This window comes from Flavobacterium sinopsychrotolerans (assembly GCF_900110375.1).
Lineage (GTDB): Bacteria > Bacteroidota > Bacteroidia > Flavobacteriales > Flavobacteriaceae > Flavobacterium > Flavobacterium sinopsychrotolerans.
Map to the genome: position 1 here is coordinate 22,296 of NZ_FODN01000001.1, position 15,692 is coordinate 37,987.

Annotated in this window: 11 protein-coding genes; 9 read left to right on the top strand and 2 right to left on the bottom strand. The window is 35.2% G+C overall.

Features of this window, described 5'->3' with window-relative positions; genetic code table 11:
- Positions 1-57: 57 nt before the first annotated feature.
- From BMX64_RS00110 to BMX64_RS00125, 4 genes are all read left to right on the top strand, one after another.
- Positions 58-540 (top strand): DUF2271 domain-containing protein, encoded by a 483-nt coding sequence (locus BMX64_RS00110; protein WP_091164380.1) that lies wholly within the window; start codon positions 58-60, stop codon positions 538-540.
- 90 nt (positions 541-630) lie between these two features.
- Complete coding sequence (locus BMX64_RS00115) at positions 631-2,829, top strand: PepSY domain-containing protein (protein ID WP_091164384.1); 2,199 nt, start codon at positions 631-633, stop codon at positions 2,827-2,829.
- Between the two features lie 177 nt (positions 2,830-3,006).
- Positions 3,007-4,008 (top strand): FAD:protein FMN transferase, encoded by a 1,002-nt coding sequence (locus BMX64_RS00120; RefSeq protein ID WP_091164388.1) that lies wholly within the window; start codon positions 3,007-3,009, stop codon positions 4,006-4,008.
- Between the two features lie 449 nt (positions 4,009-4,457).
- A complete protein-coding gene (locus BMX64_RS00125; RefSeq protein WP_091164392.1) occupies positions 4,458-6,776 on the top strand; it encodes a TonB-dependent siderophore receptor in 2,319 nt (772 codons plus the stop codon).
- Between the two features lie 150 nt (positions 6,777-6,926).
- Here BMX64_RS00125 and BMX64_RS00130 read toward each other — a convergent pair whose 3' ends face one another.
- Positions 6,927-9,560: a valine--tRNA ligase gene (locus tag BMX64_RS00130; protein WP_091164396.1), complete on the bottom strand. Its 2,634-nt coding sequence runs from the start codon at positions 9,558-9,560 to the stop codon at positions 6,927-6,929.
- A 217-nt stretch (positions 9,561-9,777) separates the two neighbouring features.
- Between BMX64_RS00130 and BMX64_RS00135 the strand changes: the two genes are divergently transcribed.
- Positions 9,778-10,164, top strand: a complete 387-nt coding sequence (locus BMX64_RS00135) for a DUF1573 domain-containing protein (protein WP_091164400.1) — start codon at positions 9,778-9,780, stop codon at positions 10,162-10,164.
- A 55-nt stretch (positions 10,165-10,219) separates the two neighbouring features.
- Here the strand turns inward: BMX64_RS00135 and BMX64_RS00140 are convergent, their stop codons facing one another.
- Complete coding sequence (locus tag BMX64_RS00140; RefSeq protein ID WP_317614705.1) at positions 10,220-11,434, bottom strand: retropepsin-like aspartic protease; 1,215 nt, start codon at positions 11,432-11,434, stop codon at positions 10,220-10,222.
- 237 nt (positions 11,435-11,671) lie between these two features.
- Here BMX64_RS00140 and BMX64_RS00145 point away from each other — a divergent pair, with 237 nt between their 5' ends.
- The 4 genes from BMX64_RS00145 to yidD all read left to right on the top strand — a co-directional run bounded on the left by BMX64_RS00145 (position 11,672) and on the right by yidD (position 15,682).
- Positions 11,672-12,877: a pyridoxal phosphate-dependent aminotransferase gene (locus BMX64_RS00145; RefSeq protein ID WP_091164407.1), complete on the top strand. Its 1,206-nt coding sequence runs from the start codon at positions 11,672-11,674 to the stop codon at positions 12,875-12,877.
- 223 nt (positions 12,878-13,100) lie between these two features.
- A complete protein-coding gene (gene folE / locus BMX64_RS00150; protein WP_091164410.1) occupies positions 13,101-13,772 on the top strand; it encodes a GTP cyclohydrolase I FolE in 672 nt (223 codons plus the stop codon).
- Between the two features lie 124 nt (positions 13,773-13,896).
- Entirely contained in the window at positions 13,897-15,375 is a 1,479-nt protein-coding gene (gene cysS / locus BMX64_RS00155; RefSeq protein ID WP_091164415.1) for a cysteine--tRNA ligase, read from the top strand.
- A gap of 58 nt (positions 15,376-15,433) precedes the next feature.
- The gene (yidD, locus tag BMX64_RS00160; protein ID WP_091164419.1) at positions 15,434-15,682 is read left to right on the top strand and encodes a membrane protein insertion efficiency factor YidD; all 249 of its coding nucleotides are present in this window, start codon (positions 15,434-15,436) and stop codon (positions 15,680-15,682) included.
- Positions 15,683-15,692 lie beyond the last annotated feature (10 nt).

Below are 15,692 nucleotides of genomic sequence, written 5' to 3' on the forward strand. Positions count from 1 at the left end.
CAAACAATAATAAACAATGGCGCTACCATATTCCTTAAAAAACAAATATTATCTCATATGAAATCAATTCTAAAAATTAGTTTATCTATAGCGTTTCTATTCCTTTTGTCCTTTCAAGCAACAGCACAAACCAGTAAATACAAATGCATGCTCCAAATGTCAAACTACATGGGAGAAGGCGCTTATATTGTAGTTTCACTTGTAAATGCTAAAGGCGAATATGTGAAAACACTATATGTAATGGGTGACGACAAAAAATGGTACAAAACCCTCAAAGAATGGCATAAATTCTATTCTAAAAAACCAGAAAATATCAGTGCCAAAACGGGAGCTTCCGTAACCGGTGGAGACCGAAGCATTACCACAATAGAAATTGAAGATGCTAAAATCAACAAAGGATTTAAATTGCGTTTTGAAACATCAGTAGAAGATCATAAATATTACACCAGTGATTTAGAAATTCCACTGACAACCGAAGGAATTGCTGCAAAAACTGAAGGTAAAAACTATATTCGCTACGTAAGATTGAACAAAATCTAAAAAAACAGCTTTTACATTAAACCATATAAGTCATATAAGCTTTTACAAAACGTAAAACTTATATGACTTATATGTTAAAATTTATTATCAATGACTCTTTCTTTTTGGCGTTACTCACACTTGGCTTTGGCTGTATTTTCTGCTGCATTTTTAGTATTGGCATCCGTAACTGGTGTCATCCTCGCAGTCGATGCCATACAAGAGAAAGCACCGCCCTACAAAGTAGAAAATTTTGATAAAATAACACTTGGAGAAACCTTACCGGTACTAAAAAAAGCATATCCTGAAATAACGGAATTAAGTGTAAACCACAATCAATTTGTAACCCTGCAAGGTATCGACCAGGAAGACAATGATGTCAATGCCTATATTGACGCAAGAACTGGAAAAATACTAGGAACACCAATCAAAAAAAGTGAGTTTATCCAATGGACTACTGCACTCCATCGTTCCTTATTCCTTAAAGAAACCGGACGTTTTATTGTGGGCTTTATTTCCTTTTTGTTGGTATTGATTTCCATTTCGGGTTTTGCTTTGATACTCAACCGCCAAAGAAGTCTTCGCAGTTTATTTTCTAAAATTGTAAAAGAAAATTTCGCTCAATATTACCATATTTTTCTAGGACGATTATCGCTGATTCCGATTCTGATTATTGCACTTTCGGGAACGTATTTGACCCTGGAAAAGTTTAATTTTTTCCTTGAAAAAACAGATTCAGAAGAAAAAACCGAAATGGTTACAACTTCTCCTATTTCAAAAAAAGAGACTAGTACTTCTGTTTTTAAAAATACGCTTCTGGCTGATGTTCAAAAAATTGAATTCCCATTTTCGGATGACCCAGAAGAATATTATATAATTACATTAAAAGACCGAGAAATCGAAGTCAACCAAATTACCGGAGCAATTGTAAGTGAAACTCCTTTTCCACTGCAAACTTTAGCATCTAATTTGAGTCTTGATTTACATACCGGGAGAGCAAGTATTTTATGGGCGATAATTTTAGGAATCGCGAGTTTGAATATTCTGTTTTTTATCTACTCGGGTTTTGCCATGACATTAAAACGAAGAGCGAGTCGCATTAAAAACAAATACAAAACTCAAGAAAGCACCTTCATTTTACTAGTAGGTTCCGAAAATGGAAGCACGCTATTATTTGCTAATGCGATTCAGAAGCAATTGCTTGCGCACGGAGAAAAAGTCTTCCTTACTGAACTGAATAATTATTCAGTTTATCCAAAAGCAAAACATCTTATCGTATTTACTTCAACCCACGGATTAGGCGATGCGCCATCTAATGCGAGCAAATTTATTTCGCTCATCAACAAAACGGAACAACAACAAAAAATAAATATTTCGGTGGTAGGATTTGGTTCTGAAGCGTATCCTGATTTTTGTGGTTATGCACAGGAAATTGATGTGTTGTTAGCAAAACAAAATTGGACGGAACGTTTTTTAGAATTACATACGGTAAACGAAAAATCAGCGGAAGAATTTGTAGGTTGGGTACAATTATGGAGTGCCAAAACAGGAATTCCACTTTCGACCACTCCATCACTTTATAATGAGGTTCCAAAAGGTTTACAAAAAATAACAGTACTTAATAAAACTTCCATTTCTGATACGGAGCATACTTTTTTACTGACGCTGCGTGCTAGTAGGAACGCTAAATTCACTTCGGGTGACCTCTTGGCTATTTATCCTGCAAACGACAACCAAGAACGCCTCTACTCTATCGGGAATCATAATGGAAATATACAATTAGTGGTGAAATTACATCCTTCAGGATTAGGTTCCGGCTATTTATATAATGTAGAACCAGGTTCTATTTTCAAAGCGCGAATCATTAAGAACCAGACTTTTCATTTCCCGAAAAAAGCATCCAAAGTAGCGCTAATTTCAAATGGAACGGGTATTGCTCCTTTTCTGGGAATGTTGGAACAAAATAAGAAAAAAATCGAAATTCATTTATATTGTGGCTTTCGAAAAGCAACTGAAACTGTTTTAGGATACGAAAAATTTTCTACTGAAATAATTCAAAAACAGCAACTTAAAAGTTTTCATGTGGCTTTATCCCGTGAAGAAAACCATAATTATGTGATGGATTTGATTAAACGTGACGCTGATTTTTTCGTGGATTTGCTAACACAAGGAGGCGTTGTAATGATTTGCGGTTCACTTGCCATGCAAAAAGACGTGGAAGCTGTTCTTGATACACTTTGTCTTGACAAAACTGGGAAAGGAATTGCAGACTATAAAGCTAATGGACAAGTGCTGACGGATTGTTACTAAGTCCTCTCCCCTCCCAAATTTTCGGGACTCTCCAAAGGAGAGGGAGCCGAAACTGGATTGAAAAATTTATGATTAATCGATTTTCCTGCAAGGTCTTTTTTTGACCATGTAGCTATTTAGATAAAAAACGACACCTACAAGGCTTTGGAAACCTTGCAGGATTTAAAAACAAACGCTATGTCAACCAAATACCAATTCATCTTCCTTTTTTTTATTGTCTGCAACTTCACAAGTAGTGCACAAACACTACGAAAAAGAGCCACCTTACTTATGGGCGGTCGGTTTGACATTACCATTGTTGCAAACAATTCGGTATCTGCAGAAAAAAACATAGATGCTGTTATTGCAGAAATTACACGAATAGAAAATTTAATTTCCGAATGGAAATCGGACTCGCAAGTTTCTGAAGTGAACCAAAATGCGGGCATTCGTCCTGTGAAAGTGGATAAAGAAGTTTTTGAATTGACGCAAAGAGCGATTCGGTTTTCTGAAGTGACAAATGGCGGTTTTGACATCAGCTTTGCGGCAATGGATAAAATCTGGAAATTTGATGGTTCCATGACGGCAATGCCTTCGGCGGAAGCCATTCAGAAATCGGTTGAAAAAGTGAGCTACAAAAATATAATCTTGGATAGCGTTCAATCCACCATTTTTCTGAAACTAAAAGGGATGAAAATTGGTTTTGGCGCCTTAGGCGAAGGTTATGCCACCGATAAATGTCGCGATATGATGCTTGCAAAAGGCATCAAAGCCGGAATTATAAACGGCTCAGGCGATATGAGTACGTGGGGGAAACAGCCCAATGGAAAAGCTTGGAATATCGGTATTACGAATCCCTTTCATCCAGAAAAACTTCTGGTTGTTGTTCCATTAAAACAAGATGCGGTAACCACTTCAGGGAGCTATGAGAAATTTGTTGTTTTTAATGGCAAACGCTATTCGCATATCATCAATCCGGCAACTGGTTACCCCGCTACAGGATTATGCAGCGTGACGGTTTTTGGACCAAATGCAGAAACGGCAAACGGCTTGAGTACTTCGTTAATGGTTTTAGGAAAAACAGCAGGACTACTTTTGCTAAAAAAATACCCTAATTATAGTTGCGTCATGATTACAGATGACGGAAAAGTAGTGAAATCAAAAAACTTCCGAATCAAGAAATTCAAGACCAAGTTTTAATATTTAAAAATTAAAAACGATTACCACAAAGACAAACTTCATTTTTGTGGTACTTAATGGTTAATTGCATTACTTTATTTTGATACGAATTTTGCAAATCAAGTACTCCACTTGAAAATCTATGGAATTTTTTAAATCTAGACGCTCAAAAAATTATCTCACAGCACTGGTATTCGCATTACTTCTTTAACAAAATTTAACATAAAAGACCTTCTAACTACTTTTGGAAACAAAATCGGATAATTAACTAGCTCAAAAAACCATTTTTAACCAGACAAAAGTCAAAAAAAGGTAATCTTCTACAAAAAAACCGTTTTTTAAAAAACTAAAAAACAACTAGTTAAATATATTTTTAATTTTTATTAATATTTAATCTAAATAAGTTTTGCAAATCCATACTTCAGTTTTATATTTGCATCGTTATTTTTAATTATTCCAAATAAACAATCATGAAATATATTTTCCTTCCAACTTTAACACTTTTATTTAGTCTATCGTGTTTAGCACAAGAGTCATTAAATGCTTCTGATGATAAAAATTTTGAGGACCCTTTCGGATCAATAACGGATACTATAAAAAACAAAAAAGGAGGAGTACTTAAAGAAGTTGTGATCACAGCCAACAAAGAGAAAAAGGCAGTTTCAGCATTAAGATCAGGATTAAAACCAATGGATACTCCGCAAAGTGTTCAGGTTATTGGAGCTGAAATAATCGAGCAACAACAAGCCATTCGCTTAAGTGAAGTTATCAAAAATGCCAATGGTATTTATGTAGGTTCTGCACGTGGTGGCGCTCAGGAATCATTTTTCTCAAGAGGATATGATATGTCAGCCAACAATATGTTTAAAAATGGTTTCCGTTATAATGCTGGTTCTATCCCGGAAGTTTCAGGTTTAGAAAAAGTGGAATTTCTTAAAGGTGGTTCTGCCTTATTGTATGGAAACGTTGCTCCGGGTGGAATTTTAAATTTGGTTACTAAAACCCCTTCTTTCAAAAGTGGTGGAGAAATTACAATGCAAGCAGGGAGCTATTCCTACTACAAACCATCGATTGATTTTTACGGCCCTTTGAATAAACATATCGCTTATCGATTTAATGCTTCTTACGAAAACTCCGAAAGCTTTAGAGATTATGTCAAAAATGAGCGTATTTATGTAAATCCTTCATTCCTTTTTAATGTAAGCGATAAAACTCAAATTACGGTACAAGGTGACTATTTAAGTGCCGATTGGACTCCTGATTTTGGGACTGGAATCATTGGTAAAACAATTTTAGATTTACCCCGAAACACGTATTATGGAGCGCTTTGGTCAACTGGTAAAACAAAATCATCCAGTGCTTCAGTATTGGTCAATCATGATTTCAACAACAACTGGAAATTAAGTTTTAATTCTTCCTTTCAGTCTTACAACAGAACTCAAAAATCGACTGCACAGTTAAGCTCGATTGATGTCAACGGGAATTGGAAACGTGGCTTGACACAAGCTGATGCTTCTGAAAAAATATTTGGAGATCAATTGAGTTTACAAGGAACCTTCAACACAGGAAGCATCAAACACCAAATATTTACTGGAGTTGACTATGAAAATTCTATGGCACCGAGTTATACTTTTGGCTTTTATGCAACTCCGAATGGTACAACTGCTTTAACTACTGAAGCAACTGCCATAAATCTATTCAATTATGATTACAGCACACAAAGCCTTACCGCGCCCTATTCAACTAGAAGAACCCAACTTGCTACTACAGATACACAACGTTTTGGAGTATATGCACAAGATTTAATTTCGATTACTGATTATGTAAAGGTTTTGGCGGGACTCCGTTGGTCATGGCAAGAAAGTGAGGTCACAACCTCCAAAGAAGTAATAGGGAAAGTGAATGGAGTTGACACCATTATAACAACTCTTGAAAATGCAACTGCTACAACTGGAACTAAAACTTTGAACAGAGCTTATTCTCCAAAAGCAGGACTGGTAATTCAACCAAACAAAGATTTGTCTTTGTTCGCCAGTTACTCCAACTCATTTACTCCTAATAGCGGAACAACGGTAGATTTGCAACCTTTAGATCCTTCTATAATAGATCAATTCGAGGTGGGTATCAAAAAAGATTTTTGGAAAGGTATTTTGAGTACCAATGTAACAGCATATCAAATCTCAAACAATAATTTAGCTCAAACTGTTTTGTTTGCGGCTGATGGTGTAACACCTAATGTAAATACTAACTTAAAAGAACTGGTAGGGGGAACAAAAGGAAAAGGAATTGAAATAGATGTTACTGCAAAACCAACACTAGGTTTGAACATCATTGCAGGATATAGCTTTAACGAAACCAAAATTTCTAAATCATCAGGGACAAGCGGAAGTCTTGTAGTAGGAGACATTTTAGCAAGAACGCCAAAGCATACAGCCAATTTGAGTTTTTTCTACAAATTGCCTAGCGGGACATTAAAAGGGCTTACTTTTGGAGCCATCGGGAACTATATTGGTGACCGCACAGGAGGTTGGAATGACCGTTATGTATGGACAGAAAACAAACCTGTAACTGCTCCAAAAACATATACTGTGACTATTGAAGACCGTGACATTCCATTAGAAGGATATACAACAATTGATGTTTCAGCAGGTTATGAATGGAAAAAATTCTCCATATTGTGCAAATTATCTAATGTGACAAATGAGTTAAATTACACGGTACATGAAAATTACAGTGTAAATCCAATCGCTCCACGTCAAGTATTGACAAGCTTGAAATACAAATTCTAAAACCTAAGTTTGGTTTTATTCAATCCAAAACTTTTTCTGCTAATTTCATTTTTTTGAAAAGCAGAAAAAGTTTTTGCTATTTAAATAAAAAAAATCCCATCTCCTTTTTTACAGTAGATGGGATTTTATATTTTTAAAAGAATTTAACGGCTATTTCAAACCCGCCAAACTGTGTTCGATAGTTTCAATTTTTGCCAAAGCATCCGCTTCTTTTTGTCTTTCGTTTGCCAAAACTTTCTCTGGTGCACCAGCCACAAATTTTTCATTTGCTAATTTATTTTGAACAGATTTCAAGAAACCTTGCGTGTAAACCAACTCGGTCGTAAGTTTAGCAATCTCCGCTTCTACGTCAATGTTTCCGGTGATTGGAATAAAATATTCGTTCGACTTTACACGGAAAGACAATGCGCCGTCTACTTTGTCCGAAACATATTCTAATGAAGTGATGTTGCCTAATTTGGTCACAACCGAATCAAAATAAGTGGAAGCTCTATCATTATTCACGATTTTCAGTTCGATAGTGTCTTTGAAAGGAATATTTTTGTCTTTACGAATCGTTCTTATCCCAGAGATTACTTCAATTGTATTGTCAAAATCAGCAATTAAAGCTGCGTTAAACGGTTTCATTTCCGGCCAAGTCGAAACGATTAAGGCTTCCTCAGGAGTTCTTTCGGCAAGAATTTGCCAAATCTCCTCTGTCAAAAACGGCATAAACGGATGCAATAATTTCAAGTTATTTTCGAGCATTTCTATGGCTTTCGCCAAAGTTACGCTATCAATTGGCTGTTGGTATGCCGGCTTTATCATTTCCAAAAACCAAGAACAGAAATCATCCCAAACCAATTTATAAATTCCCATCAACGCATCGGAAATTCTATATTTTTCAAAATTATCTTCGATTTCCAAAAGTGTTTGTTGCAATTTGGCTTCGTACCATTCAATCGCTACTTTCGATGATTCCGGTTGCGGAATAGCATCCGAAACTTCCCAACCTTTTATCAGTTTGAAAGCATTCCATATTTTATTAGTAAACGCTTTTCCTTGGTTGCACAACTCTTCATCAAACATAATGTCATTCCCTGCAGAAGCACTCAAAAGCAATCCTACTCGAACTCCATCAGCACCAAATTTTTCAATTAAATCTAAAGGATCCGGAGAATTTCCTAATGATTTAGACATTTTACGACGCTGTTTGTCACGTACTAAACCAGTTAAATACACATTTGTAAATGGTTTTTTACCAGTGTATTCATATCCTGCAATAATCATTCTCGCCACCCAGAAAAATAAAATATCTGGACCGGTAACTAAATCATTTGTTGGATAATAGTATTTAAAATCTTCACTGTCGGGGTCCATTATTCCACCAAAAACAGACATTGGCCACAGCCAAGAAGAGAACCAAGTATCAAGCGCATCAACATCTTGCTTTAAATCTTTTGCTTCAAGTTTAAGGTTTAAAGTTTTCTCTCTCGCTAACGTTAAAGCGTCTTCAATGTTTTCAGCGACCACGAAATCTTCTTTTCCATCGCCATAGAAATATGCAGGAATTTGCTGTCCCCACCACAATTGACGCGAAATATTCCAATCGCGGATATTATTTAACCAATGTGCGTACGTATTATTAAAACGTGCAGGATGCAATTTGATTTCACCATCTTCCAATACAGATTTGATTGCCGGTTTTACCAAATCTTCCATTTTTAAGAACCACTGATCAGATAAACGAGGCTCGATTACCGCTTTGGTTCTTTCAGAAGTTCCTACTTTATTTAAGTGTGTTTCTGTTTTTGCTAAAGCGCCAATAGTTTCTAATTCTTTGGCAACAGCCTCACGAACTACAAAACGATCTTGTCCTTGATAGTGTAATCCAAAACTATTTAAAGTCGCATCTTCGTTAAAAATATCAATAATTTCCAGATTATGCTTCTCTCCTAGCGCTTTGTCATTCATATCGTGAGCAGGCGTCACTTTTAAACATCCTGTTCCAAATTCGATATCAACATACTCATCTTCGATAATTGGAATAACCCTTCCGCAGATAGGTACAATCGCTTTTTTGCCTTTCAAATGATTAAAACGTTCGTCATTTGGATTAATACAAATTGCGGTATCTCCAAAAATAGTTTCCGGACGCGTCGTAGCAATCGTCAGAAAGTCTTCGCTTCCTTCGATTTTATATTTTAGGAAATACAATTTTCCTTGTTGTTCTTCATAAATTACTTCTTCATCAGACAAAGTCGTTTTAGCTTCCGGATCCCAGTTTACCATTCGGTATCCGCGATAAATCAGCCCTTTGTTGTATAAATCTACAAAAGAACGAATTACTGATGCTGACATATCAGGATCCATCGTAAACTTAGTTCGCTCCCAATCACAGGAAGCTCCCAGTTTTTTTAATTGGTCTAAAATTACACCACCATATTTATCTGTCCATTCCCAGGCATGCGCCAGAAACTCTTCGCGAGTCAAATCATTTTTATTGATTCCTTCAGCTTTTAATTTGGCTACAACCTTGGCTTCTGTTGCAATTGAGGCGTGATCCGTTCCCGGAACCCAGCATGCGTTGAATCCTTTAAGACGCGCTCTTCGAATCAATACATCTTGAATCGTATTGTTCAACATGTGTCCCATGTGTAAAACCCCAGTCACATTAGGCGGAGGAATCACAATGGTATATGGCGTTCTGTGATCTGGTTCTGAGTGAAAATAATTATTTTTCATCCAGTAGTCATACCACTTATTCTCAATAGTTTTAGCGTCAAATTGTGCAGGAATTGTCATTTTATTGTGGATCATTTAATCGTTAAATTCAATTATTTGTCAGTTCAGTTTATTGGTTAACCATATCAACAAATAACCTTTTAGACTTTGGTCTGATATTTGTAATTGTAATCTGGAACAAAAGTAAATAATTATGTAGACTATAAAAAGAGAAATAAAAATTTGTACGTTAATTAAAACAAAGTATATTTACTTTAATGAATCTAAAAATTTCAAAATGAAAAAAACAATAGCTTTATTCGCATTCGCTTTAATCAGCAGTATCGGTTTTGCTCAAAATGGTCCTAAAATTGAGTTTGCCGCCAAAGACAACACGATTGATTATGGAAAAGTTACCAAGAATGAAAATGGTTCTCGTGATTTTATCTTTACAAATACAGGTAATGCTCCATTAATTATTACTAATGTACTGTCTACTTGCGGTTGCACGGTTCCTACAAAACCAGATGAACCAATTATGCCTGGAAAAACAGGAAAAATAACTGTAAAATACAACATGGCTCCCGGACCAATCAGAAAAACAATAACAGTTGAGTCAAATGCAGTGAATTATGAAGCTGGAAGAGTGGCTCTGAAAATAAAAGGAGAAGTAATTTCCAACTAATACATCATCCAATTAAACTAAAAGCTTCTGAAAAATCATTCAGAAGCTTTTTTTATTACAAAACATCAAACAATTGAAAGCTGAATTTTAAAATTATACTTTCACGTTCGACTTCTAAAGTAATCCATTTCTCCTCCTCTGATTTAAAAAGAGTATTAATTTCTTGCAAAGAGTGTTTATAAGCAGGGCTCTTATTTATCAAAATGATTATATCTCCTTTTTGCAATCCTGCCTTGGCTGCCGGTGAATTTTTCCGAACATTGGATATTTCATAAATTGGTTTTAATAGGAATTTATATTTAAAATCTTTTTTCTTATCATCTTCGGAATCAAATATGTTTTTGGACAATGGCACTGTTTCAAGACGTACTGTTTCTTGAACCCATTGCAATCCTTTATGCTGTATTTCGACACCGCTTTTATTATAGCCAAAAGGAGAATTGTATTCATTATTTTTTTTTAAATACATTTTTCGATTTTGATAATCAAAAATAACATCAAATCTTCTCATAATCTCACCTCCAACTGATCCCATACGATCCGCAACCATCGTGACATTTTTAATGGAACTTGAGTCTGGAAAGGCCACTACAGGATTATTAAATTCAAATTCCGACATCTCAAACTTTTGAATTCGAGCCCTTTTACCTTCTACATCACCGCTAAAACCTCTGCCTAAAAAATCATTGAAATTTTTCGATGGAACTTTAATCCGTTCTGAGCGATTTTGAAAAAGCCATACCGCATCACTATTTCCTATATCAATCAACAACTTTGCAGGAATTTCGTTGTTATCCATAACTACCTTACTTTTTAAATAAGGCTTGGATTTTTCTATAGTAATTGGAATAGCACTATATTTTTTTTCTGTTTTTTTTCTGTTCTTATCATTGTCTTTATAAACGACAATTCTTTTTTTCTTGTAATTAATTTCTACTAAATTATTTCTAAAAAACTGAAAACCAATAATTCCGTTCACTGGGATACCTATATGAGAAGATAAATTAAAATCTGGGTCTAGAACAATATAAAACATATGATTCCTATATTTCATGCTACCAAACTCCAAGACATTGTTAGTAGATTTTAATCCTTCTACAGCAACCTGACTCCCCAAACCTCTTAAGAATATCTTTTCAGTATTAAAATAATGAACTTCTTTTTTCTCCTCTAAACTAAATAATATGGTTTCTTCTACACCGGTATCTAATAAAAAATTCAACTCTACCCCATTCACTTTAATGGGAACAAATACCAAATTATTTATCAATTTAAAAGGTACGCTGATTTTATTAATATCTTTTTCAAACCGAAATCCTTCTTGTGCCGAAATGGAAACCATTGAGAAGACCATGAAAAACAAAATTGTTATTCTTTTCATTTATATTAGTTTTTATAAAAATACTAAAATTAACAAATAAAACCATCATTTAGATAATATATGCAGGTATTGATTATGATATATTCGAAAAAAAATTCGCAAATTTGCAATTCAATAATAAAGACTATGCCAAAAATATCTAACAAAGGCAAACAAATGCCCGAATCACCAATACGAAAATTGGTTCCCTACTCAGAAATTGCTAAGAAAAAAGGGAATAAAGTATACCATTTAAACATTGGTCAACCGGATATAAAAACGCCCGAAGTTGCCATGAATGCTGTTAAAAATATTGATTTAACTATATTAGAATACAGTCATTCCGCAGGAAACGAAAGCTACAGAAAAAAATTATCGGCGTATTATATCAATCAAGATATTTCAGTAAATATCGAGGACATTATTATTACTACTGGCGGTTCAGAAGCGCTTATGTTTGCCATGGGAAGCACTATGGATCAAGGCGATGAAATTATTATTCCGGAACCATTTTATGCGAATTACAATGGATTTTCTACCGCTTCAGGTGTTACCGTAGTTCCTGTAATTTCAACCATTGAAACTGGTTTTGCTCTTCCTGCAGTAGAAGATTTTGAAAAACTGATAACTCCAAAAACAAAAGCCATACTTATTTGCAATCCAGGAAATCCAACGGGTTATTTATATTCGAAAGAAGAAATCATGAAACTGGCAGCATTGGTCAAAAAACATGATTTGTTCTTAATTTCTGATGAAGTATATCGTGAATTCACTTATGATGGAGATGTACATTACTCTGTGATGAATGTTCCTGGACTTGAAGAACACGCCATTATGATTGATTCTGTTTCAAAAAGATACAGCATGTGTGGCGCAAGAATAGGATGTATTGTTTCTAAAAATAAGGAAGTGATGGCGACTGCGATGAAATTTGCGCAAGCAAGATTAAGCCCGCCAACCATTGAACAAATAGCAAGTGAAGCCGCTCTGGACACTCCACAAAGTTATTTTGACGAAGTAATTTCAGAATACAGAGAACGCAGAGATACTTTGATTGAAGAGTTAAATAAAATAGATGGCGTTATTGTAAGCAAACCAAAAGGTGCTTTTTATTGTATCGCACAACTTCCGGTGGAAAATGCTGATGCATTTGCACAATGGCTTTTAGAAAGTTATGACTTGAATGGTGAAACTGTAATGGTAGCACCAGCAGCCGGTTTTTACTCTACACCTGGGATGGGATTAAATCAGGTTCGGATCGCTTATGTATTAAAGAAACAGGACTTAATTAGCGCGGTACGCATACTAAAAGCAGCAATTCCTGTTTATAATGCAGCCCAAACAAAGGCGTAATTAAAGTATACTTTAGATTTACTCATTGAGCAATACGGAAGGATTTTATAAAAGGCAATAACGAACTCGTTATTGCCTTTATTTTTTAGGTCAAAAAAGAAATATAAATAGCCCGTAGAACCAATAAAGTAGTCTTAAATAGTAGGAGCGATAGAAATTCTTTAATTTTTATTATTTATCTTTACCGCTTAAATGTTTATACCAACAATAATAGTTGCTTTTAATGATAAAAAACGAAGAATTTCAAGACGAAATAGGAGACAATCATATTAGTTTATCCGCAAAAAACCCAGTAAGAGATGATGCTTTTGACATTTCTGAGGATGAGAAAATTGAAAAAATAAAAAAAGATGTTGAGAGCATTCTAATCACACTTGGAATGGACTTGACCGATGATAGTTTAAAAGGCACACCCAATCGTGTTGCTAAAATGTTTGTGAAGGAAATTTTTGGAGGTTTGAATCCTGCAAAAAAACCAAAAGCTTCCACATTTGACAACAATTACAAATACGGTGAAATGTTAGTTGAAAAAAACATCATCGTGTATTCTACCTGCGAACATCATTTATTGCCAATTATAGGAAGAGCACATGTTGCTTATATTTCTAGCGGAACAGTTATTGGCTTATCTAAAATGAACCGTATCGTGGAATATTATGCCAAAAGACCTCAGGTTCAGGAGCGTTTAACGATGCAAATTGTTCAGGAATTACAAATAGCATTAGGTACAGAAGATGTAGCTTGCGTGATTGATGCCAAACACCTTTGCGTGAATTCAAGAGGAATCAGTGATATTGAAAGTAGCACTGTGACATCAGAATTTGGTGGAAAATTTAAAGATAGTGTAACTCGCAGAGAGTTTTTGGATTATATTAAATTAGAAACAAAGTTCTAAATCACCCGATTCGTTTAGTACCCATAAATTCCTAGCCCTGATGGAAGCGGCATCCTTTTTATGGCTTCTTTAGCCATGAAAAGATACAGCGAACAGCAGGAAATGGCTCAAAAAAAATAAAAAAATGCCTTTATACAATACCCAAGCGCTAAAAATATACAATTCTCTTTCGGGAGAAAAAGAAACATTTACACCCATTCACGAAGGAAATGTTGGGATGTATGTTTGTGGACCAACGGTTTACAGTAATGTGCATCTTGGAAACGTGCGTACTTTTATGTCTTTTGACGTGATTTTTAGGTATTTTTTACATTTGGATTATAAAGTACGCTATGTTAGGAACATTACGGATGTGGGTCATATTGTGGATGATGTGGATGAAGGCGAAGATAAAATTGCAAAAAAAGCACGTCTGGAGCAACTCGAACCGATGGAAGTTGTACAGCGTTATACCGTAGATTTTCATGATATTTTGAATGAATTTAACTTTTTGCCACCAAGTATTGAACCAACCGCAACGGGTCATATTATTGAGCAAATTGAAATTATAAAAACAATCATCGAAAAAGGAATTGGTTATGAAGCCAATGGATCTGTTTATTTTGATGTGGTGAAATTTAATGAAACCAATCATTACGGACGATTAAGCGGCCGTAATATTGAGGATATGCTTACCAATACCCGTGATCTTGACGGACAAAGTGACAAGAGAAATCCACAAGATTTTGCACTTTGGAAAAAAGCGGAAGCACAACATATCATGCGTTGGCCCTCGCCTTGGAGCGATGGATTTCCGGGATGGCACTTAGAATGTACAGCAATGAGTACTAAATATTTAGGTAATCATTTTGATATTCACGGTGGTGGAATGGATTTGAAATTCCCGCATCATGAGTGCGAAATTGCACAAAACGAAGCTTGTACCGGTCAAACCCCAGTTAATTATTGGTTACATGCCAATATGCTGACTTTGAACGGTAAAAAAATGGCGAAATCTACCGGAAATAATATTTTGCCAAGAGAAATATTGACTGGAGAAAACACCATTTTGAGTAAAGCTTTCTCAGCATCGGTAGCCCGATTTTTTATGCTGCAGGCGCATTACAGAAGTATTCTAGATTTTTCTGACGATGCCATTGTTGCTGCCGAAAAAGGATACAAACGATTAATGGAAGCGATGAACTCCTTAAAAGAAATCACTGCTGACACAAAAAGCACTATTGATATTTCTGGATGGAAACAATCCTGCTATGATGCGATGAATGACGATTTTAACACGCCAATTTTAATTGCGCAGTTGTTTGAAGGTGTACGTTTTGTTAATTTATTAAAGGATGGTAAAGAGACTTTGAATACCGAAGACTTAAACAATTTTGCAAAAGCGATGCATGCATTTGTTTTTGACGTTTTAGGATTGGAAGATGAAAAAGTGTCAGACAACAATAATGATAAATTAGAAGGAACGGTGAATATGCTTATCGAAATGAGAAAACAGTCCAGAGACAACAAGAATTTTGCCTTGTCTGATCAAATTAGAGATCAATTGATTGCTTTAGGAATTCAGTTGAAAGATGGCAAAGAAGGAACAACATTTAGCATTTAGTGTTCAGTAATCCGTTTTTAATGATTCGCGCAAAATTTCAAATTGAAACTAATAAAATATGATTTCAAAAATCCTCATATTTCCTTTTGTACTATTAGTTCGATTTTATCAAGTTGCTATATCACCATTTACACCTTCCGCTTGCCGATTTGAACCGACTTGCTCTTCCTATATGATTGAAGCCTTACGTATTCACGGTTTGTTTTATGGAGGATTTTTGGGAGTAAAACGTATTTTGAGTTGTCATCCTTGGGGAAAAACGGGCTATGATCCTGTTCCAGAAAAAACATGCAATCATAAACATTAACCTTTTATGA